At 71.2% G+C, this 21634-nt stretch carries 12 protein-coding genes and 1 pseudogene; 6 read left to right on the top strand and 7 right to left on the bottom strand.

Annotated features, from left to right (window positions below):
• Positions 1-61 precede the first annotated feature (61 nt).
• On the top strand, positions 62-1909 hold the full coding sequence (locus AC1DP1_RS11680) for an ABC transporter ATP-binding protein (protein ID WP_477506996.1): 1848 nt from the start codon (positions 62-64) through the stop codon (positions 1907-1909).
• Positions 1910-1913: 4 nt separating this feature from the next.
• Here the strand turns inward: AC1DP1_RS11680 and AC1DP1_RS11675 are convergent, their stop codons facing one another.
• On the bottom strand, positions 1914-3203 hold the full coding sequence (locus AC1DP1_RS11675; protein ID WP_477506995.1) for an aspartate aminotransferase type Ic: 1290 nt from the start codon (positions 3201-3203) through the stop codon (positions 1914-1916).
• Positions 3204-3313: 110 nt separating this feature from the next.
• Positions 3314-4264 carry a GlxA family transcriptional regulator gene (locus tag AC1DP1_RS11670; protein ID WP_457189415.1) on the bottom strand — a complete coding sequence of 317 codons (951 nt, stop codon included), beginning with the start codon at positions 4262-4264 and terminating at the stop codon, positions 3314-3316.
• Between the two features lie 94 nt (positions 4265-4358).
• Here AC1DP1_RS11670 and AC1DP1_RS11665 point away from each other — a divergent pair, with 94 nt between their 5' ends.
• A complete protein-coding gene (locus AC1DP1_RS11665; protein WP_477506994.1) occupies positions 4359-4517 on the top strand; it encodes a hypothetical protein in 159 nt (52 codons plus the stop codon).
• 125 nt (positions 4518-4642) lie between these two features.
• Positions 4643-12622: a PKD domain-containing protein gene (locus AC1DP1_RS11660; protein ID WP_477506993.1), complete on the top strand. Its 7980-nt coding sequence runs from the start codon at positions 4643-4645 to the stop codon at positions 12620-12622.
• A 223-nt stretch (positions 12623-12845) separates the two neighbouring features.
• On the opposite strand, the gene AC1DP1_RS11655 is transcribed toward AC1DP1_RS11660, so the two are convergent.
• The 3 genes from AC1DP1_RS11655 to AC1DP1_RS11645 form a co-directional block, all read right to left on the bottom strand.
• Positions 12846-13688: a patatin-like phospholipase family protein gene (locus tag AC1DP1_RS11655; protein WP_477506992.1), complete on the bottom strand. Its 843-nt coding sequence runs from the start codon at positions 13686-13688 to the stop codon at positions 12846-12848.
• Between the two features lie 111 nt (positions 13689-13799).
• On the bottom strand, positions 13800-15284 hold the full coding sequence (gene rpsA, locus AC1DP1_RS11650; RefSeq protein ID WP_457189422.1) for a 30S ribosomal protein S1: 1485 nt from the start codon (positions 15282-15284) through the stop codon (positions 13800-13802).
• Positions 15285-15503: 219 nt separating this feature from the next.
• A complete protein-coding gene (locus AC1DP1_RS11645; RefSeq protein ID WP_477506991.1) occupies positions 15504-16406 on the bottom strand; it encodes a phosphotransferase family protein in 903 nt (300 codons plus the stop codon).
• A gap of 65 nt (positions 16407-16471) precedes the next feature.
• Here AC1DP1_RS11645 and AC1DP1_RS11640 point away from each other — a divergent pair, with 65 nt between their 5' ends.
• Positions 16472-17290: a class I SAM-dependent methyltransferase gene (locus AC1DP1_RS11640; protein WP_477506990.1), complete on the top strand. Its 819-nt coding sequence runs from the start codon at positions 16472-16474 to the stop codon at positions 17288-17290.
• 30 nt (positions 17291-17320) lie between these two features.
• On the top strand, positions 17321-18580 hold the full coding sequence (locus AC1DP1_RS11635; protein WP_477506989.1) for an SGNH/GDSL hydrolase family protein: 1260 nt from the start codon (positions 17321-17323) through the stop codon (positions 18578-18580).
• Between the two features lie 61 nt (positions 18581-18641).
• On the opposite strand, the gene pgfA is transcribed toward AC1DP1_RS11635, so the two are convergent.
• Together pgfA and AC1DP1_RS11625 are read right to left on the bottom strand one after the other, a co-directional pair.
• A complete protein-coding gene (gene pgfA / locus AC1DP1_RS11630) occupies positions 18642-19676 on the bottom strand; it encodes a cell envelope lipid trafficking protein PgfA (protein ID WP_477506988.1) in 1035 nt (344 codons plus the stop codon).
• 45 nt (positions 19677-19721) lie between these two features.
• On the bottom strand, positions 19722-20498 hold the full coding sequence (locus tag AC1DP1_RS11625) for a class I SAM-dependent methyltransferase (protein ID WP_477506987.1): 777 nt from the start codon (positions 20496-20498) through the stop codon (positions 19722-19724).
• Positions 20499-20546: 48 nt separating this feature from the next.
• Between AC1DP1_RS11625 and AC1DP1_RS11620 the strand changes: the two are divergent.
• Positions 20547-21632 (top strand): annotated as a pseudogene (locus AC1DP1_RS11620) (acyltransferase family protein); the annotation flags it as partial.
• Positions 21633-21634: the final 2 nt, after the last annotated feature.

Here is a 21634-nt window from a genome sequence, read left to right as displayed (position 1 = left end):
CCGGTTGTGACCTCATAGTGAGGTTACCTCACCACCTTGAACACAGAGAGGAGCTGGTCGGATGGCTGACCACACCGACTCCCGCCCCCACGCAGAATCGTCCGGCCGCCGTCGCGGCGGACGCCCCGACCCGGCCGACGTCCGGCAGCTCGCCGACTCCCCGGTGTCGCTGCGGCGCATCGCCCGACTCTTCACGCCGCACCGCGCCACCCTGGCCGTGGTCGTGGCGCTCATCGTGCTGAGCTCGCTCGTCGGGCTCGCCCAGCCGTTCCTCGTCCGGCACGTCATCGACGAGGCGCTGCCCCGCCAGGACGCCCGCCTGCTGCTGCTCCTCGTCGGCGCCATGCTCGGCGTCGCCTTCGTCACCGCCGTCATCGGTGTCGTGCAGACCTGGCTCTCCACCGCGGTGGGCCAGCGCGTCATGCACCGCCTCCGCAGCGACCTGTTCGCCCACCTGCAGCGCCAGTCCCTCGACTTCTTCACCCGCACCCGCGGCGGCGAGGTGCAGTCGCGCCTCGTCAACGACATCGGCAGCATGCAGGGCGTCGTGACCCAGACCGCGACGTCGATCGCCGCCAACGTCACCGTGGTGGTCGGCACCGCCGTGGCCATGGTGGCCCTCAGCTGGCGGCTCGCGCTGATCTCGCTGGTGGTGCTTCCGCCGGCCGTCCTGCTGACCCGGCAGGTCGCCCGGATGCGGCACCGCATCACCGGCGAGAGGCAGCGACGCCTGGCCGACCTCCACGTCCAGATCGAGGAGGGCCTCTCGGTCAGCGGGGTCCTGCTCAGCAAGACCCTCGGCGCGTCCCCGCGCCTGACCGCACGGTTCGACGAGACCTCCGCCGACCTCGTCGGCCTCGAGATCCGGTCCCGCCTCGCCGGCCGCTGGCGGATGGCGACGATGAACGTCGTCTTCGCCGCCGTCCCGGCCGCGATCTACCTCGCCGCCGGCTTCCCGGCGACGTCCGGCGGGATGACCATCGGCACGCTCGTCGCCTTCATCGCCCTGCAGGGCACCCTGTTCCGCCCCCTGATGGGACTGCTCAACGTGGGCGTCGACCTCACCGCGTCGCTCGCGCTCTTCAGCCGGATCTTCGAGTACGCCGACCTCCCGGTCGACATCGCCGAGCCTGACGAGCCGGTCCGGCTCGACCCGCGACGCGTGCGCGGCGAGGTGCGGTTCGAGGGTGTCGGCTTCTCGTACGACGGCGAGCGTGCAGTGCTGTCCGACGTCGACCTCGTCGTTCCTGCAGGCGGCACCCTCGCCCTGGTCGGCGAGACCGGCAGCGGCAAGTCGACCCTCGCCTCCCTCGTCCCGCGCCTGCACGACGCGACGTCCGGGCGGGTGCTGGTCGACGGGGTCGACGTGCGCGACCTGGCTGCGGTCGACCTCGCCGCGGTCGTCGGCGTGGTCACCCAGGAGACCTACCTGATGCACGCCAGCGTGCGCGACAACCTGCGCCACGCCCGTCCCGACGCGACCGACGCCGAGATCGAGCAGGCCTGCCGCACCGCCCGCATCCACGACGTCGTCGCGTCGCTCCCCGCGGGCTACGACACCGTCGTGGGTTCGCGCGGGCACCGGTTCTCCGGCGGCGAGCAGCAGCGGCTGGCGATCGCCCGCACGCTGCTGCGCGACCCGGCGGTGCTCGTGCTCGACGAGGCCACCAGCGCGCTCGACAACGAGACCGAGCGCGCCATCCTGGCCACGCTCGACGAGGTCACCCGGAGCCGTACGACGATCACGATCGCGCACCGGCTGTCCACCGTGCGCAACGCCGACCAGATCGCCGTGCTCCACGCAGGGCGCGTCGTCGAGCTCGGCACCCACGAGGAGCTGCTGCTCCTCGGGGGCCGCTACGCGGACCTTGTGCGCGGCGGCCTCGGCGTCGAGCCGGCGGCCGCCTGAGGCGTCAGGCCGCCGACTCCCCCGTGGCCTTCTCCGCCGCGGCCAGGAGCACGCAGGTCGCCACGGCCTCCATCGCCGCGGTGACCTCGGCGAGGGGCGGCATCGTCGGGGCGAGCCGGATGTTGGTGTCGTCCGGGTCCTGCTTGTAGGGGAACGACGAGCCGGCGGGCGTCAGCGCGATGCCGGCGTCCTTGGCGAGGGCCACGACGCGGCTGGCGGTCCCGGGCACGACGTCGAGGTTGACGAAGTAGCCGCCGGTCGGGGTGTTCCACGTCGCGACGTGGCGGCCGCCGAGCCGCTCGGTCAGCACGCGGTCGACCTCGGCGAACTTCGGCGCGATGATCTCGCGGTGCCTGGCCATGTGGTCGCGCACGCCCTGAGGGGACCCGAAGAACTCCGAGTGCCGCAGGTGGTTGACCTTGTCGGGGCCGATCGAGCCGTTGCCGAGGTGCCCGAGGTACCAGTGGACGTTGTTCGTCGACGCCGCGAGGAACGCGACACCGGCACCGGCCCAGCTGATCTTGGAGGTCGACGCGAACATGACGGGCCGGTCCGGGTGACCGGCGGCGGAGGCCAGGGTGAGGATGTCGGCGCTCTTGGCCTCCTCCTCGGTGAGGTGGTGCAGTGCGTAGGCGTTGTCCCAGAAGATCTTGAAGTCGGGCGCCGCGGTGGGCATCGCGGCGAGCCGGGCGGCGACGTCCTGGCTGCAGATCGACCCCGAGGGGTTGGCGTACGTCGGTACGATCCACATGCCCTTGATGCTCGGGTCGTCGGCGACGAGGGCGGCGACGGCGTCGACGTCGGGGCCGTCGTCGTTCATCGGGACGGTCACCATCTCGATACCGAGGCTCTCGAGCAGGGTGAAGTGCCGGTCGTAGCCCGGAACCGGGCACACGAACCGGACCTTGTCCTCCTTGCTCCAGGGCCGCTCCGAGTCGACCGCGCCGAAGAGCATCATCCAGACGAGGCAGTCGCGCATGATGGACAGGCTGGAGTTGCCGCCCGCGACCACCTGCTCGGGCTCGACCCACAGCAGCTCGGCGAACATCTCCCGCAGCTCACGCAGGCCCTCGAGCCCGCCGTAGTTGCGTACGTCGACCCCGCTGGCGTCCTTGGTGGTGGTCGGCAGGCGCAGCAGGTCGTCGGCGAGGTCGAGCTGCTGGGACGACGGCTTGCCCCGCGTGAGGTCGAGCTTGAGCCCCTGCGCCTTCAGCTGCTCGTAGGCAGCCTGCTGCTCCTCGAGCAGCGCGGTGAGGTCGTCGGCGGACAGGTCGGCCAGCGCAGTCGCGTTCACGGCTCCAGCCTAGAGGTCGCCCGACCGTGTCCTCACGTCCGTTCTGCCCGGTGGTACGACCGGGCCGGTGCCGACCTCGCGAGCGTCGCGATGCCGGCCGATGGTGAGGGTCAGGCGCTCATCCGGAAGGTGCGCCGGTACTCCTGCGGGCTGACCCCGCGAGCACGACCGAAGTGGTGGCGCAGGGTGGCGGCGTTGCCGAACCCGACCTCGGAGGCCACCCAGTCGATCGAGTGGTCGGACTGCTCGAGCAGCTCCTGCGCGGCGCGCACCCGCTCCCCCAGGATCCAGCTGTAGGGCGTGGTGCCGGTCTCCTCCTTGAAGCGCCTCGCGAAGGTCCGGGCCGACATGTGCATCTGGCGGGCCAGCGTCTCGACGTCGAGGTCGTCGGAGAGGTGCGAGCTGATCCACGCCAGGAGCGGGGCCAGCGCCTCCGACTCGCAGACGGGCACCGGGCGGGCGATGTACTGGGCCTGACCACCGTCGCGGTGCGGCGGCACGACCATGCGCCGCGCGGTGGCGGCGGCGACCTTGGCGCCGAACTGCTGGCGCATCACGTGCAGCGCCGCGTCGATGGCGGCAGCGGACCCGGCGCCGGTCACGATCGAGCCGTCCTGGACGTAGAGCACGTCGGGGTCGACGATCGCGTCGGGGAAGCGCGCCGCCAGCTCGGCGGCGTGCCTCCAGTGGGTCGTGCAGCGACGACCGTCGAGCAGGCCGGCCTCGCCCAGCATGAAGGTCGCCGAGCAGTGGGCGAAGAGCATCGCGCCCCGCGCGTGGGCCGTTCGCAGCAGCTCGGAGACCTCCGGCGAGGCGCCGCGGTGGTCGCTCATGGGCGCCAGGCAGATCAGGTCGGCGTCCGCCGCCTCGTCCAGCCCGTGCTCGACATGCAGGTCGAACCCCGCACGCGTGCGCAGCCGCCCGGGACGAGGGGTCACGACCTTGAAGTCGAAGACGGGGTTGTCGTCCTCGGGGTGGTAGGGCTCGGCCCACACCTCGCACAACGCACCGAGCCCGAACGGCTCGGGCTGCTCCTGGACGACCACAGCGACCTTCTGCATGTCAGCAGCGTGCCACGGGTCGTGGCAGGAAATCAACTGATGCTGGCATTCCTGCCACTGGTGGCAGGAACTGCACGAGCGGATGATTACTGCCATGAACACTTTCATCGCCCTCCTGGTCCTGGCCGCCGCCGTCGCGCTTCTGGTCAGCTACGCCCGTCACGACCGGTTCGCCGGCCCCGCCTCCACCACCCACCCCATCGACGACCTCGGCCCGATCGAGGAGCGCCAGCACCTCGTCCCGCGCTGGTGAGCACGTTTCGACGAGCACAAATCACCTTTTGCTTGACCTGACGCAAAAGTCCCACCTAGCGTGATGCCAGTCACACCGCCGTCCGGCAGGTGACGCCACTCAAACTCGGTTGTGGAAGGCACGTCATGCCTGTGCGGTCTCGTCAGCTCCTCGTCTCGCTGCTCGCCCTGGTGACCGCCCTGGGGCTCGCCCTCGGGCTGAGCGCCCCGGTGGTGGCCGCCGTGCCCGATCCCGTGCCGGACCGGACCACGTCCGGAGCCGCGAAGGACGGGGCGAAGGACGGGGCGAAGTCCGAGGCCGAGTCCGAGACCGAGGCCCCCGCCGCCAAGGGCGACCGGGCCGGGAAGAGCGACCGGGCCGGCAAGGCAGCCACGGGCACGACGGCAGCGGCTGCCGCCGACGACCCGCCGGACCTGTCGAAGTTCCAGAAGGTCGTCCTCGGCCAGGGCACCGGCCTCGGTGAGGTCATGGAGCTGACGGTCGCCCCGGACGGGCGGGTCTTCTTCATCACGCGCGCCGGCGACATCTCGATGTACGACCCCGCCGACGGCAGCATCGAGATCGTCATGAACAACCCCAGCCTCGGGGTGTGGAGCGGCCTGGAGGACGGTGGCCTCGGCATCACCGTAGACCCCGACTTCGCCGACAACAGCTGGATCTACGTCTACTACGCACCGCTGCCCGCCTCGCACAACGCCAACCGCCTGTCCCGCCTCACCGTCGAGACCGACGCGGACGGCGAGACCTTCGTCGACAAGGCGTCGGAGAAGGTCATCCTCGAGGTCGGCACCCAGCGCAACGTCTGCTGCCACTCCGCCGGCTCGGTCCAGTTCGGTGACGGCGGCGTGCTGCACCTCGCGACGGGCGACAACACCTCGTCCTCCGACAACGACGGCTACTCCCCCCACGACGAGCGGACCGGACGGTCCGACTACGACGCGCAGAAGTCCTCGGCCAACACCAACGACCTGCGCGGCAAGATCCTGCGCGTCATCCCCCGCAACGACGACGCCGGCGACGTGAACCCGACCGCCGGGGACGGCATCTCGTACGACATCCCCGAGGGCAACCTGTTCGGCGAGGGCGGCGCCTACCCGTCCGCGCTCTACCCCGACGCCGACGCGGCGAAGACGCGGCCCGAGATCTACGTGATGGGCCTGCGCAACCCCTACCGGCTCGGCGTCGACGCCGACACCGACGCCCTCTACTGGGGCGAGGTCGGCCCGGACTCGCGCGTCAACAGCCCCAACCGCGGTCCCCGCCACTTCGAGGAGTTCAACCGCACCGAGGTCCCGATGAACGGCGGCTGGCCCTACTGCGGGGGCGAGGTCGGCGACGACCTCACCAAGATGGACTTCGGTGGCGCCTACGTCGACTGGGACTTCGTGGCCAACCGCTACCGCACCAACCCCGACGGCACCCCCAAGCGGTTCCCCTGCAACGACCCGCAGGAGATGGCCGGCGTCAACGACTCCCCCAACAGCTCCGGGCTGCAGACGCTGCCCCCGATGACCGACGCCTGGATCCCCTACTCCGACGTCGCCCCCTACAAGTACCCCGCCGTCCAGGGCGCCACCCCGACCGGCGGCCAGGTCTACCGGCAGTCGCAGAACACCGCCGCCAAGGACACCGCCTTCCCGGCGCACTACGAGGGCTCCTACTTCATGACGGAGATGAGCCGCGGCTGGATCAAGGAGGTGCGGATGGATGCCGAGGGCAACATCGCCTCCATCAACGACTTCATGAGCGGCTTCGTGGCTCCCGGCGACATGGAGTTCGGTCCCGACGGCTCGATGTACGTCCTGGAGTACGGCACCGGCTTCTTCTCCGGCTCCCCGCAGACCAAGCTCGTGCGCATCGACTACGCGATCAACGGCTCGGCGCCGGTGGCTCGCGCGAGCGCCGACGTCACCGAGGGTCCGGCCCCGCTCACCGTCCAGTTCAGCAGCGACGGCACGAGCGACCCCGACGGTGACGACGTCACCTACGCGTGGGACCTCGACGGCGACGGCCAGACCGACTCGACCGAGGCATCGCCGTCGTGGACCTACGACTCCGTCGGCGACTACACGGTGGTCCTCACGGTGACCGACTCGACCGGCAAGTCCGCGACCTCGCAGGTCGTGGTCAACGTCGGCAACACCGCCCCGAAGGTGCAGATCGAGCTCCCCGTCGACGGCGGCTTCTACTCCTCCGGCGACGACATCCCGTTCGTGGTCGACGTGCAGGACGCCGAGGAGACCGTCGACTGCAGCGAGGTCGTGGTCCAGGAGGGCCTCGGCCACGACATCCACGTGCACCCGAACCTGTCGGTCAACGGCTGCGAGGGCACGATCCGCACCGCGGCCTCGGCCGACCACGGCCCCGACGCCAACACGTACGGCGTCCTGATCGCGACCTACCGCGACGGCGGCGCCAACGGCGGCGCCAACGCGTCGCTGCAAGGCAGCGACACGGTCATCCTCCAGCCCAAGCTGCGCCAGGCCGAGCACGCGACCAACCGCCAGGGCGTCGGCTACACCGGCTACGACGACAAGTCCGGCACGCGTCCCGGTGGCGGTGGCCTGATCACCGGCATGGGCAACGGCGACTGGGTGATGTTCGACCCGATGAGCCTGGCCAACATGACCGACGTGTCGATCCGCTACTCAGGCGGGCCGCAGGCAGGCGCGACGATCCAGGTGCGCGCGGGTGCCGCGAACGGCCCGGTCGTGGCAACGGTGCCGCTGGACGGCGGGACGCAGGGCCAGTACTTCTACAAGACGGTCAGCGCCGCGATCACCGCTCGCGACGCCGACGCCGGCGGTCGCCCGCTCTACTTCGTGTACGCCGGCAACGGCGAGATGAACTTCGACGAGTTCTCCGTCTCGGGCAAGGGCGTCGCCAGCAACACCTCACCCGTCATCACGTCGGCCACCGCCACCCCGGCCGACGGCCTGGCGCCGCTCGAGGTCGACTTCACCGCCGAGGCCGACGACCCCGACGGCGACGACATCACCTACGCCTGGGACTTCGGCGTCGACGGCACGGACGACGACACCGCGACCACGGCCTCGGCCACGTGGACCTACCCCGAGCCGGGCACCTACACCGCCACGCTGACCGTGGAGGACGAGACCGGCAAGTCGACCAGCCGGGCCGTCGACGTCACCGTGCGGCAGCCCTGTGCGACCGCCCCGACCCCCGACGAGGGCTACGAGCTGCTCTTCGACGGCACCGACGTGTCCGGCTGGAAGCAGTCCGGCCCCGGTGGCTTCACCGTCGAGAACTGCGAGCTCACCAGCTTCGGCGGCCTCGGGCTGTTCTGGTTCTCCGAGCGGACCTTCGAGGACTACACCGTCAAGCTGCAGTTCAAGCTCTCCGACGACGGCGACAACTCCGGCGTCTTCACCCGCTTCCCCGACCCGGGCAACGACCCCTTCGTCGCCGTCGACAACGGCCACGAGATCCAGATCAAGGAGGGTCAGCCCAATGACGAGCCGCAGAAGACCGGCTCGGTCTACAACTTCGACCGCGAGGACGCGCGCAACGCCAAGCCGATCGGCGAGTGGAACGACTACGAGATCACCGTCGAGGGCCAGACCTACACGATGACGCTCAACGGCCAGGTGGTGAACGAGTACACCTCCGACGGCACCCGCGGCACCGACGGCTACATCGGCCTGCAGAACCACGGTGACGCCGACAGGGTCAGCTTCCGCAACATCCAGGTCCGGGAGCTCGAGGTCCAGGAGCCGTTCGTCAACGAGCTGACGGCCGACCCGGTCCGTGGCGCCGCACCCCTCGAGGTGGACTTCACCGCCGAGGGCGTCGACCGGCAGGACGACGCGATCACCTACGACTGGGACTTCGGCGACGGGTCCGACCCCGTCACCGGTGCCTCAGGCACGGTCTCGCACACCTACACCGAGGGTGGCACGTTCACCGCCGAGGTGACGCCCGTCGACGCCGACGGCAACCGCGGCCTGACCCGCACGACCGAGGAGATCACCGTCCTCGTCGACCCGGTCGCCACCGCGACCGCGACCCCACGCTGCGGCGTGCTGCCGCTGGAGGTCGACTTCGACGCCTCCGCGACGGACCCGCAGGACCAGGCCGTGACCTGGGCGTGGGACTTCGGCGTGGACGGCACGGGCGACGACACCTCCACGGAGAAGTCGCCGACCTGGACCTACACGGCGGCGGGCGAGTACACCGCGACCGTCACCGCGACCGACCCCGACGGCAACTCCGGCACCAGCTCGGTGCGCATCGAGGTGCTCGCCGACGGCGAGTGCCGCCCGGTGGCCGACCTGTCGGAGCTGTTCAACAACGACGGCATCTCCACCGACGCCAACCCCGGTGACGGCAACTTCGACGGCGGCGGCTGGACCTTCGCCGCGGAGCTCCTCCCCCAGGCCGTCCAGCAGAACGGTGGTCCGGTCCGGATCAACGGCGTGGACTACGACTTCGGCAGCCCGGCCGACGGGCAGCTCAACAACGTCGAGTCCGACGGCCAGGTGGTCACCCTGCCGACCGGCACCTACGACGAGCTGAGCATCCTCGCCACAGCCCACAACGGTGACGTGCAGAAGGAGGCCACCCTCGCCTACAACGACGGCTCCACCGTCCAGGTGCCCCTGCGGTTCACCGACTGGGCCGTGACCCCGAAGTTCGGCGAGGAGATCGCCATCGACATGCCCTACCGCCACAACGGCGGCGGCGACACCTCGCCGCGGGTCATGATCTTCACCCAGCGGATCCCGCTCGAGGCCGGCAAGCAGCCCGACACCCTGACGCTCCCGGCCGACCCGAAGCTCCACGTCTTCGCGGTCTCCGGCGTCCGGGGCGAGGAGCCTGCCCCGCCGTGCGAGCAGCCCGAGCGCTCGGACGAGTTCAACGACTCCGAGCTGCTCGACAACTGCCACTGGACGGTCCGCCGCCCCGACGAGACGGCGTACGACGTCTCCGACGGTGCGCTGCACCTGACCGCCCGTCCCGGTGAGTACAACGACACCGCCAACGTCATCACGCAGGACGCACCCGACGGTGCGTGGACGGCGACGACCAAGCTCACCTGGGACCCGACCGAGGGCGGCCAGCAGGCCGGGCTCGTGGTCGCCGGCAGCGGCGGCTCCGGTTTCGCGAAGCTGACGTTCGTCGACAAGGGCAACAACAACGAGTGGATCGAGTTCCTCAAGTCGTCGAGCCCGAGCAACAACGACTTCGAGTTCACCGGCAACTGGAACACCGGCGGCGGCAGCTTCGACGGGCCGTTCCTGCCCGGCGACTTCCCCTCCACCTTCTGGCTGCGGTTCACCTCCGACGGCTCCCAGCTGCGCGGGTGGTACTCGACCGACGGCGAGGAGTTCACGCAGGTCGGTGACCCGCGCACGCTGGCCGGGATCACCAACCCGCGCGTCGGCGTGATGGCGCTGAAGGGCGGTGCGCCGGGCGACCCGGTCGCCGACTTCGACTTCTTCCGCTGGTCCGGCGTGGAGCAGGGCGAGGCGCCGAGCGTGACCGCGGCGGCCGAGCCCACCTCCGGCACCGCGCCGCTGGACGTCGAGTTCAGCGCCGAGGGCACCGACCCCGAGGGTGGCGCGCTCACCTACGCGTGGGACTTCGGCGTGGGCGGCACGCAGGACGACACCGCCGACACCGCCGACGCGAGCTGGACCTACACCGAGCCGGGCACCTACACGGCCACGGTGACGGTCACCGACCCCGAGGGCCAGACCGGCGAGGACACGGTCGAGGTCGTCGTCGAGGAGCCCGCCGAGGGACGTACGTGGGTCGTCGACGCCGTCGACTCCGCCACCAACAACCAGTGGGTGTCCGCGGACAACGGCACGTCGACCGTCACCATCGAGGTCGGCGACACGGTGGAGTGGCAGTTCGACCAGGCCACGATGGGCCACGACCTGACCTCCCTCGACAGCGCGGACACGTGGGACCCCGCCCTGCAGGAGTACCGCGGACCCAACGGCGACCCGATCCGCTACACCTTCACCAAGCCCGGCACCTACGAGTACTGGTGCAGCATCCACGGCGCCACCATGCGCGGCACCGTGGTGGTCGAGGAGCCCGAGGCGGACAACCAGCCGCCGACGGCGCAGCCGTTCGTCTCGCCGCGCACCGGCCCCGCGCCGCTCTACGTCCACTTCGAGGCGCGCGCCAGCGACCCCGACGGTGACACGTTGACCTACCTGTGGGACTTCGGCCAGGGCGACGGGCCCTCCGACCAGTCGACGTCGTCGCACGCCCACGTGACGTACGCCGAGCCCGGCCGGTACACCGCGACCCTGACCGTGAGCGACGGCAAGGGCGGGACCTACGAGGACGAGTTCGAGATCGCTGTCACCGGTGAGGCGCCGCGGGTCTCCATCGAGGCGACGCCCACCAGCGGTCCCGCTCCCCTGCCGGTCGCCTTCGACATCAGTGCGATGGACGACCAGGGCGGACCGCTCAGCTACACGTGGGACTTCGGCGACGGGACGACGTACACGGGTCCGAAGCCGCCGCTGAACCACGTCTACACGGCCTCGGGCAGCTACACCGCCACGTTGACCGTGACCGATCCCGACGGCAACAAGGGCAGCGACAGCGTCGAGATCAGCGTCGACGCACTGCCCGAGATCGATGCGACGGCCACGCCGGACACCGGTGACGCACCGCTGGAGGTCGACTTCTCCACGGTGGTCACCACAGAGGGCGAGCTCAGCGCCTTCGCCGACGGCACGGCCACCTACCCGGACCTCACGGGCACCGCATCGATGGTCCGCTCGCGCGACACCACCGTGACGACGCTCGACGTCACCGGCCTCAAGCCGGCCGCTGCGCACATGGTCCACGTCCACGAGCAGTCGTGCGCCAACGGCAACGGCGGGGCGCACTTCCGCTTCGACACCGACCTGCCGTTCTCGGAGGAGAACGAGATCTGGCTGCCGTTCACCAGCAAGGCCGACGGCACCAGCGGCGAGGTGGTCGTCACCAGCGACCAGCGCGCCGGCTCCAAGGCGATGGCGATCGTGATCCACGACCCGGACAACCCGGCCAAGCGGATCGGGTGCGTCGACCTCGACCCGAGCGTCGACGGGCTCACCTACGCCTGGGACTTCGGTGACGGCGAGCAGGGCGAGGGGGCCGACCCGACCCACACCTACACCGAGCCCGGCACCTACGAGGCCACGGTCACGGTGAGCATGCAGGGCGGCACCGACGAGGTCACCGACACGGTCGAGGTCGTCGTCAACGGCGACGACCCGGTCGACCCGACCGACCCCGTCGCCTCCAAGGTCACGGCCACGGCGACGCCGTCCGAGGTCACCGTGGGCGACACCACCCAGGTGTCGGTCGACGTGAAGGCCGACGGGGCCACCCCGACCGGCGAGGTCACCCTCACCGGTGGCGGGAAGTCCTACGGCCCCGCCGCGCTCGAGGGCGGCACCGCGACCTTCACGGTCGGTCCGTTCACCGAGCCCGGCACGGTGTCGTTCACCGCGGCCTACGCCGGCAGCGACGAGGTCGCCGCCGGTGAGGGCAAGGTGACCGTCACGGTCAAGGCCAAGCCGGCTCCGGGTGACACCACGGCCCCCGAGACCACCATCACCGGCGGCCCGAAGGGCCAGGGGCGAGGTCCGGCAGCGACGTTCACCTTCACCTCCTCCGAGACCGGCAGCACCTTCGAGTGCAGCTTGGACGGCGGGGCGTGGGCCGCGTGCAGCTCCCCGGCGACGTTCAACAAGCTCGGGCAGGGCGAGCACGAGTTGCGGGTCCGGGCCACCGACAAGGCGGGCAACACCGACGCCAGCCCGGCGGTGCAGAGCTGGACGGTCGACCGGGGCAAGCCCACGGTCAAGGTGCTCAAGGGTCCCCAGACGACCAAGGACCGGACGCCCACGACGCGCGCGCGCCTCAGCGACCGCTACGACGACCTCCGGGCGCGCGACGTCACGGTGCGCTTCGGCGGTCGGGCCGCGGCGAAGGTGCGGGTCAACCGCAAGGGCGTCATGGTCGCGACGGCGAAGCGGCTCGCACCGGGTCGGCACCGCGTCGTCCTGAAGGTCCGGGACGAGGCGGGCAACAAGCAGACCGTCCGCTTCTGGATCACCGTTCGCCGCTGACGCACCATCACCTCACCAGCACCCGCCGGACACCCGGCGGGTGCTGGCGCGTCCACAGCGGCGGGCACAATGCCCCCCTGGCCCGCACCGGCGAGGAGGGGGCGCGTGTCGGCATACGACGCGCTGGCGGGAGGTGCGTGAGCCACGATTCAGGGTGCCCGGAATGTGGCTCAGGCACCGCTCATGTTCGAGCTCCTCAGACCTCGGAGCGCCACCCGCGACCTCAGGCGGACCAGACCGGCCCGACCTGGTCGACCAGGTCGCGGGCCTGGCGGAGCCCGGCCTCGGCCGCGACGGCGCGCTTGGCGGGGTCGAGCAGGTTGCGGCCGAAGGCGGCCAGGGCGTCGGCGTCCGGCGTCACCACCGACCAGGCACGCGGCCCGACGCGCTCGACCTGGGCGCGGATGGACGTCTTCCTGCTCACCGACCGCGGGAGCGGTGCGAGCACGACGACCCGCTCGGCGCCCTCGGCCACGTCGACGTTGGCGGTCGACCGCATCCCGCCGTCCATGTAGGTCCGGCCGCCGATCTCGACGGGCGGCCACACCGTGGGGACGGCACAGCTGGCCGCGACCGCCGCGACCAGGTCGACCCCGGAGTCGGGCCCGAACACGGTGAACTCACCGCTGGTGGTCTCGACGGCCGTGATGCGCAGGTCGCGGTCGGGCCAGTCCTGCACCGGGAGCCGCGAGCGGATCACGCCCTCGCGGTCGACGCTGCCGGGGGCGTGGGACGCGTGGGCGACCCGTCCGACGCGGGCCAGCTTGTCGCGGCCACTGCCGGGCAGCACGTAGGGCGGGACGAGCTTGAGCGCGGCAATGCGGGACAGCCGGCCGCCGATCTCGGCGTCGGCGGGCTCGAGCTGCTCGGCGTACAGCTCCTCGAGCGGCAGGCCGTTGGTCACCTGGGCACCCACGACCGACCCCGCCGAGGTGCCGACGACGATGTCGGCCCCCGTGAGGTCGACCCCGGCCCGCGCCAGTCCGGTGAGGATGCCGAGCTCCCAGGCGATCCCGGTGATGCCACCGCCGCCGAGGACCAGTGCCGACGTGCCGCGTCCTGTCATGGGCCCAGTTGTAGCGGACCGGACCTGATGCTGGCCACACGCGTCCGGAGACGGCGACGGCCCGCCGGGTCTCCCCGGCGGGCCGTCGTGTCGTGCGTGGTGGTCAGCCGATCAGGCCTGGCCGCCCGTGAGCTTCTCGCGGAGCGCCTGCAGCGCCTCGTCGGACGCCAGCGAGCCGCCGGTGTCGCCACCGGTCTCGTCCTCGGTGTCGTTGCCACCGGAGGAGTACGAGGTGGCCTCGCCGGCCTCGGCCTCGGCGACCTTCGCGTCGGCCTGCTGCTTGACGTGCTGCTCCCAGCGAGCGTGCGCCTTGGCGTACTGGTCCTCCCAGACCGCACGCTGCTCGTCGAAGCCCTCGAGCCACTCGCCCGTCTCGGGGTCGAAGCCCTCGGGGTAGACGTAGTTGCCCTGCTCGTCGTAGGTCGCGGTCATGCCGTAGAGCGTGGGGTCGAACTCCTCCACGTCAGCGGCGGCAGCGGTCTCGTTGGCCTGCTTGAGCGACAGCGAGATCCGGCGACGCTCGAGGTCGATGTCGATGATCTTGACCATGACGTCGTCGTTGACCTGGACGACCTGCTCGGGGATCTCGACGTGACGCTCGGCGAGCTCGGAGATGTGCACCAGGCCCTCGATGCCCTCCTCGACGCGGACGAACGAGCCGAAGGGCACCAGCTTGGTGACCTTGCCCGGCACGATCTGGCCGATCTGGTGGGTGCGGGCGAAGTGCTGCCACGGGTCCTCCTGCGTCGCCTTCAGCGACAGGGAGACACGCTCGCGGTCCATGTCCACGTCGAGGACCTCGACGGTGACCTCGTCGCCCACGGCGACGACCTCCGACGGGTGGTCGATGTGCTTCCAGGACAGCTCCGAGACGTGGACGAGGCCGTCGACGCCGCCGAGGTCCACGAACGCACCGAAGTTGACGATCGAGGAGACGACGCCCTTGCGGATCTGGCCCTTCTGGAGCTGGGTCAGGAAGCCGTGGCGAACCTCGGACTGGGTCTGCTCGAGCCAGGCGCGGCGGGACAGGACCACGTTGTTGCGGTTCTTGTCGAGCTCGATGATCTTCGCCTCGAGCGTCTGGCCGACGTACGGCTGCAGGTCGCGGACGCGACGCATCTCGACCAGCGACGCGGGCAGGAAGCCGCGCAGGCCGATGTCGAGGATGAGGCCGCCCTTGACGACCTCGATGACGGTGCCCTCGACGACGCCGTCCTCCTCCTTGACCTGCTCGATGGTGCCCCAGGCGCGCTCGTACTGGGCGCGCTTCTTGGACAGGATCAGACGGCCTTCCTTGTCCTCCTTCTGGAGGACCAGGGCCTCGACCTTGTCGCCCACGGAAACGACCTCGTTGGGGTCGACGTCGTGCTTGATCGACAGCTCGCGCGAGGGGATGACGCCCTCGGTCTTGTAGCCGATGTCGAGGAGGACCTCGTCGCGGTCCACCTTGACGATGGTGCCGTCGACGATGTCGCCGTCGTTGAAGTACTTGATCGTCGCGTCGATTGCCGCGAGGAAGTCCTCTTCGGACCCGATGTCGTTGATCGCCACCTGAGGGGCGTCGTAGTCCGGAAGAGTGGAGAGCGTGCTCGTCATATGGAAGAAGATTCCTTGGATGGATGGAGTCGTGCGGACGCGTGCAGCTGTCTGTTTCACTGGTCACGACGGTGAGTGATCACCCGCGGTGACGCGGCGAGCCCGGGTTCGCTCGGTATGGAAGCCGGGCAGACGACTGGCGCAACTCCCAAGACTACGCGGGCCCGACACCTCGCGTCCAACCGGCCGGGCCACGCTCAGCCCACGCTCAGAGCGGTCCTACGACGCGCCGGGCCACGCGTGCACGTCGCCGGCCTGCGCGACGGCCCTGAGGAGAGTCGCGGAGCGGTCGGCCACCGGGTTGTCCCGTTCGCGGGAGGCGAGGTCGACGAGCGCCCAGAGGTCGGCCGCGCGCGCCCCGTCGAGCAGCTCGGCGACCGCTCCCCCGTGCCGGGTCGTCCAGGCCCCGAGGACGCCTCCCACGTAGGACGGGTCCCGCTCGAACCGCAGCAGGTTGCCGAGGTCGGTCCACGGGTGCCCCGCATGGGCGAACTCCCAGTCGAGCACGCCGGTCACCTCGAGGGTGCCGGGGTCGACGAGCAGGTTCTTCGGGTTCAGGTCGCTGTGCACGAGGCAGGTCCGCCGCTGCGTGTCGAGCCGGTCCTGCGACTGCCGGGCCACCTCCGCCAGCGGCGTGAGCTCGGACTCGGGCCAGTGCGCCAGGCGGGAGGCGACCCAGTCGTCCAGGCCGCCGTCGGGGAAGGCGCCGACGGTCAGCTCGGCGTCGACGAATGGCCCCGGTCGCAGCATCGGCATCCCCGCGAGCGCGGCGGCGACCGCCCCGGTGCTCGCCCCGAGCCGGGTGAGCCCGTCGGCGTCACCGGCGGCGGAGAGGCGCTCCACGACGAGGTCGCCGCGCTCCCCCGGCAGCCACGACGTCACCAGCAGCCCGGGCCGGCCCGCCGCTGCATCCGCGTGCCGGACCTCGAGGACGTCCGGGACGGGGAGCAGCCCGCGCACGAGTCGCAGCACCGCCTGGTCCACCTCGGGTGCGGCGTCCCCGCGGGGGTCACCGGGTGGGTAGAACCTGACGACGGCACGCTCGCCGGCGACCTCCCCGAGGAAGGTCCGCCCCGAGTGGCCACCCTCCAACGGCCGCAGCACCGTCCCCAGCTCGCTCATCGCCTCGCATGGTGCCACGGGGGCACCGTGGCCGTGGCCCCACGGCCGGGAAGTACGCTCCGGGCGTGGAGGATCACCTGCCGCAGTCCGTACGGGTCGAGCGGCGCCCCGTCTCCGAGCGCGAGTCGCGCAGCGCCAACGGGCCCGACTGGGACCGCTACGCCGACGAGTACCAGGCCACGCACGGGGCGTTCCTCGGAGACGCCGGCTTCGTCTGGGGGCCCGAGGGCCACACCGAGGACGAGCTCGGGGTCCTCGGCGACGTGTCCGGTCTCGACGTGCTCGAGGTGGGCAGCGGTGCCGGTCAGTGCTCGCGCTGGGTGCGCACACGCGGCGGCCGCGGGTTCGGCCTCGACCTGTCGCACCGCCAGCTGCAGCACTCGCTGCGGCTCGACGAGGAGACCGGTGTGGCCGTGCCGTCCGTCCGTGGCACCGCCACCGCCCTGCCCTTCGCTGCCCGCAGCTTCGACGTCGTCTTCTGCTCGTTCGGCGCCCTGCAGTTCGTCAGCGACATCGACGTGGCGGTCGCCGAGGTCGCCCGGGTGCTGCGCCCGGGAGGCCGCTTCGCCTTCTCCGTCACCCACCCGACGCGCTGGATGTTCCCCGACGACCCGGGCGAGCCCGGCCTGACGGCGACGCAGTCCTACTGGGACCGCACGCCTTACGTGGAGGTCGACGACGCCAGCGGCGTGGTCGCCTACGTCGAGCACCACCGCACGCTCGGCGACTGGGTACGCCTGCTCGCCGCGCGCGACTTCCGGCTGGTCGACCTCGTCGAGCCCGAGTGGCCCGAGCAGAACGACCGGGTCTGGGGCGGCTGGTCACGTGCCCGCGGGCTGTTGACGCCCGGCACCGCGATCTTCGTGGCCGACCKGATCACCTGACCGACGTCCACTCCCGGGATAGCCTGCGCCATGCCCTGGCGCCGACCCGACCAGCCCCCGCCCCGCCGCGGGTTGCTGCCCGCCACGGCACTGGTCGCCCTGAGCACCTGCGCGTGCGTGACCGCGACGACGGCGACGGCCGGCGTGCTCCCTCCCCCAGCCGGCGCCACTCGTGCCACCACGGTCGACCAGGACCGGGACGGCCTGTCCGACCGGGCAGAGCTCGGTGCCACTGCCGTCGCCCGACCGTCCCTGACCCCGCTGACGACAGCCCTCGCCCGTCGTCGGAGCCAGCCGGTCCGGCTGCTCTTCCTCGGCTCGTCGACCACCTACGGCGTGGGAGCGAGCTCACCCGCGGCCCGCTTCGTCGACCAGGTCGTCGCCCGGCTGCAGGAGACGTTCCCGGCTGGGGCCTCCGCGCCTCCCCCGACGCGCGACCTGAGGGACAGCACCGACCGGCCGGACGAGAAGCCAGGCGTCCAGGGCATCAACGGCGCCGTGGGCGGCTCGACGGCGGCCACCTACTTCACCGACGCGCACGAGTACGCCGTCCGCGTGGTGCAGCCCACCTGCGTCGTGCACATGATCGGGTCCAACGACGCCGTGGCCCGGGTGCCGGCCGCGACCTTCGTCGCGCAGGTCGAGGCCGTCCTACGGCGCATCGACGCCGCCAGCGCCCGCCCTCCTTGCCACGTGCTGCTCCAGCCCGTGCGGCGCTACCAGGTCAGCCTCGAGGTCTGGCAGGGGTACCGCGATGCCCTGCAACAGCTCGCGGTCCGGCTGCCGCGGGTGACCTTCATCGACGTCGGCAGCACCTTCGAGGCCCACGATGCCCTCGGCGCCGACCCCGAGGACCTCATCGGGCCGGATGCGGTTCACCTCACGGACGCCGGGCACGCACTGCTGGCGCGGACCGTGGGCGACGCCCTCGACCTGACGCGACGCGGCCTCGGGACGGGCACCGACCCGCGGCGCCCGGACACCGACCGCGACAGCATCGCAGACGGGCGCGAGGTGCGCGGCTACGTCGTGCGCCAGCGGGTGCTCACGTGCTCGGGCGCGGTCCGGCTGCGGCTCCGGACCGCCAGCGTCCCCTACCTCGAGGACACGGACGGCGACACGGTCACCGACCGGCGCGAGGTCCGGGGCTACCGGCTCACGGACGGACGGCTCGTGCGCACCGACCCGGCTGATCCCGACACGGACCGGGACGGCCGTGCCGACGGTCGCGAGGCCGCCCGGGGCGGCGCGGACCCCACGACGTGCGAAGGCCGACGGCCGACGGGATGACCCGTCGGCCGTCGTTCCCACCTCGGCGGGGACGACCAGCGCCCCGCTCTGAGGGACAGACCTAGCGGTCGCTCTTGGTAAGCGTCCCGTCATCGGCGCTGCTGTGGCTGCCGGAGGCGTGCGCCTCGGAGCGGCGCGAACGGAGCATCACGAGCCCGGCCGCGAGCAGGAGCAGGCCCAGGATCCCGCCGACGAGGGGCACCCAGATGCGGATCAGCTTGAGCTGGGTGGCGAGGGACGAGTAGGTGTCGACGTTGTCGGAGATCGTCTCGGGGTTGTAGCCGATGGTCACGTCGGTGAGGGTCGCGACCTGCTCGCCCTCGTACTCCGCCACGCTCAGCTGGTCCTCCTGGCCGCGGATGATGACGCCGGTCTCCGGCTCGATCCACAGCGTGCGGGTGTTGGAGTAGATGCGGTCGAGGGTGACGTCACCCTCCTCGTCGATGTCGAAGAACGAGGCAGGGGCGGTGATGTTGCCGACGGTGGTCGGTGGGATGACCTGCTCGAAGCGGTAGACCTCGAGGCCCTCGATGGTCTCGGTGTCCTTGAACTCGATCTCGGGGGCCTCGCGCAGCGAGCCGTCCCAGAAGCGGTAGGTCTTCTTCTCGGTCTGGAACGGGAACTTGAAGTAGAGGCCCTCGAAGGCGATGGTGTCCTTCTCCTCGACCCCGCGGTCGTCGGCGGTCGTGCTGGTGTAGGTGTCACAGCACGTGACCGTCTCACCGGTGTGGCGGTCGAACGCGACGAGGTCGTGCGTGCCGGACTTCGGCGGGCTGTCGGCGCTGACCTCGGCGCCGGGCTCGTCGGTGTAGACGAGCGTCTCCCACACGGCGATGTCACGACCGAGCTCGTCGCTCGCCTTCTCGGAAGCCTCCACGTCACCCACGACGTTGCGGGTGGACACGAGGTCGACGGTGATCTCCTGCTGGCTCGCGATGTCGAAGATCGTCGCGCCGGGCCCTTCGGAGACCGAGACCGTGTCCTGGTCGAGCGGCACCACGGCCAGTCGGTCGTAGGCGTAGAACCGGGCGAGCAGTGCGACCCCCAGGACGAAAACGCCCAATCCCGTCAAGATGACGGCCAGCTTCTTACCCACCTGCGCTCCTCAAGAATGTGTTGGTGCTCACGCGACGCGCGAACGTTACCAGTCAGTCACCTCGTCGGCACCAGACTTGGCAGGACCGTCTTCCAGCGCGTCGAGCTCGGCGACGACGACGGCGTGGGCCGTGTAGAGGAGACGGTCGTACGACGTCTCCCAGGCCTGCTCGAGCGGGACCTCGCTCCACTGGTTGCGCGCTCGCTCGCGGCGCAGGGCACGCATCCGCGTGACGCCGGGCACACCGTCGCGCAGCCGCGCGTCGAGCGCCGGGTTGTAGCCCACCGGGTGTGTCACCCAGAGCCGTCCGCCCGGAGCGACGTGCGCGCGCAGCCGCTCGAGCGCCCGCAGCGGCTTGTCGTCGTCGCGCACGTCCTCGTCGAGGCCCACGTGCTCCAGCGTGGAGATCGCCAGCACCAGGTCGAAGCGCCGGCCGAGGTCGAGGTCGGCGACGTCCTCGTTGAGCACGCCCGGCGCCTGCTCGTACTTGTCGACGACCGTGTGCTCGAACGGGACGTAGTGGCCCAGCACGTTGCCGACCTCCAGCACGCTCGCCCCCGGGTGGCGCTCGAGGAGGTCGAGGGCCAAGGCGACCTCGACGGCACGCTCGTTGAGCCACGTGTAGTGGTAGTCGTGCACGAAGTAGGGCAACCGGGCGCCGTCCCACGCGAACGAGCCGTGCTCGCGACCCCGTGCCGGACGTCCGGTGATCCACCCGCCGGCCCACCGGACGCAGGTGCCGACGACCTCGCGGACACCTCGCTCGCGGGCCTCGGACACCACGCGGGACAGCACGGCGTGGACGCGTCTCAGCAGCAGCATGCGCGAAGAGTAGTGCTGCGCCCGCTGGCGCGTGGGACACTCGCCCCCATGCTCCACCGAGACCGTCCGGGATCCTCGGTCGCCTTCCCCGCACTCGATTCCCTCCGGGCGGTGGCGGCCGTCGCCGTCCTCGCCACGCACGCCGCCTTCTGGGCCGGGGCCTACGCACACCCGGTCTACGGGACGGCGCTGTCGCGGCTCGACGTCGGTGTCGCGGTGTTCTTCGTGCTGTCCGGCTTCCTGCTGTCCCGGCCCTGGATCGCCCGGCACCGGGCCGGGCTGCCGCCGCCGTCGACGACGCACTACCTCTGGAAGCGTGCCCTGCGCCTGGTCCCCGTCTACGTCGTGACGGTCGTCGCCGCCATGACACTGCTGCCGGGCAACCGCGGGGCCGGGGTCGGCCAGTGGGTCACCACGCTGCTGCTGGCCAACATCTACGTCGACGACCATCTGCCCGACGGTCTGACCCAGATGTGGAGCCTGTCCACCGAGGTCGCCTTCTACCTGGTGCTCCCGGTCCTGATGTGGCTCGGGCTCTCAGGCGCCCGGGGCCGCCGTGGCGACCGCCTCGGCCTCCTCGCCCTCGCCATGGCGGCGACGAGCGTCGTCTGGCTGATGGACCTCTCCGTGCGGTGGGACGGTGGAGGGACGATGATCCGGCTCTGGCTGCCGTCCTACCTCGTCTGGTTCGCCGTCGGCATCCTCCTGGCGTCGTACGACGTGCGCTCCCGCGAGGACCGCGGCGCCGGCGCCGGTCGCGTCACGGCAGTCGTCCAGGAGCTGGGCCGCTCGCCCGGGCTGTGCTGGCTGGCTGCGGGAGCACTCTTCGTCATCGCCGCGACCCCACTGGCGGGACCGCCCGACCTCACGCCGACCACGCTCGGCGCCGCACTGACCAAGAACGTGCTCTACGCCGGGATCGCCGGCTTCGTCATCCTCCCCGGGATCTTCGCCCCGGCCGACGGCCGTTTCGTCCGGGCGCTGTCGTCCCGGGTGCCGCGTCACGTGGGACACCTGTCCTACGGCATCTTCTGCGTGCACCTGCTGCTGCTGGAGCTGATCGCCGACTGGCGCGACATCCCGCTCTTCGAGGGACGCGGGATCGAGCTGTTCGTGCTCACCCTCGGGGCGTCACT

The organism is Nocardioides sp. P4_G10, from assembly GCF_056401175.1.
This window is presented reverse-complemented; position numbering and strand designations above follow the sequence as displayed.

Coding starts and splice junctions, on each gene's coding strand:
- AC1DP1_RS11660 (WP_477506993.1), top strand. CDS start 4,643: ATGCCTGTGCGGTCTCGTCAGCTCCTCGTCTCGCTGCTCGCCCTGGTG.
- AC1DP1_RS11670 (WP_457189415.1), bottom strand. CDS start 4,264: ATGCAGAAGGTCGCTGTGGTCGTCCAGGAGCAGCCCGAGCCGTTCGGG.
- rpsA (WP_457189422.1), bottom strand. CDS start 15,284: ATGACGAGCACGCTCTCCACTCTTCCGGACTACGACGCCCCTCAGGTG.
- AC1DP1_RS11645 (WP_477506991.1), bottom strand. CDS start 16,406: ATGAGCGAGCTGGGGACGGTGCTGCGGCCGTTGGAGGGTGGCCACTCG.
- AC1DP1_RS11665 (WP_477506994.1), top strand. CDS start 4,359: ATGAACACTTTCATCGCCCTCCTGGTCCTGGCCGCCGCCGTCGCGCTT.
- AC1DP1_RS11625 (WP_477506987.1), bottom strand. CDS start 20,498: ATGCTGCTGCTGAGACGCGTCCACGCCGTGCTGTCCCGCGTGGTGTCC.
- AC1DP1_RS11655 (WP_477506992.1), bottom strand. CDS start 13,688: ATGACAGGACGCGGCACGTCGGCACTGGTCCTCGGCGGCGGTGGCATC.
- AC1DP1_RS11635 (WP_477506989.1), top strand. CDS start 17,321: ATGCCCTGGCGCCGACCCGACCAGCCCCCGCCCCGCCGCGGGTTGCTG.
- AC1DP1_RS11680 (WP_477506996.1), top strand. CDS start 62: ATGGCTGACCACACCGACTCCCGCCCCCACGCAGAATCGTCCGGCCGC.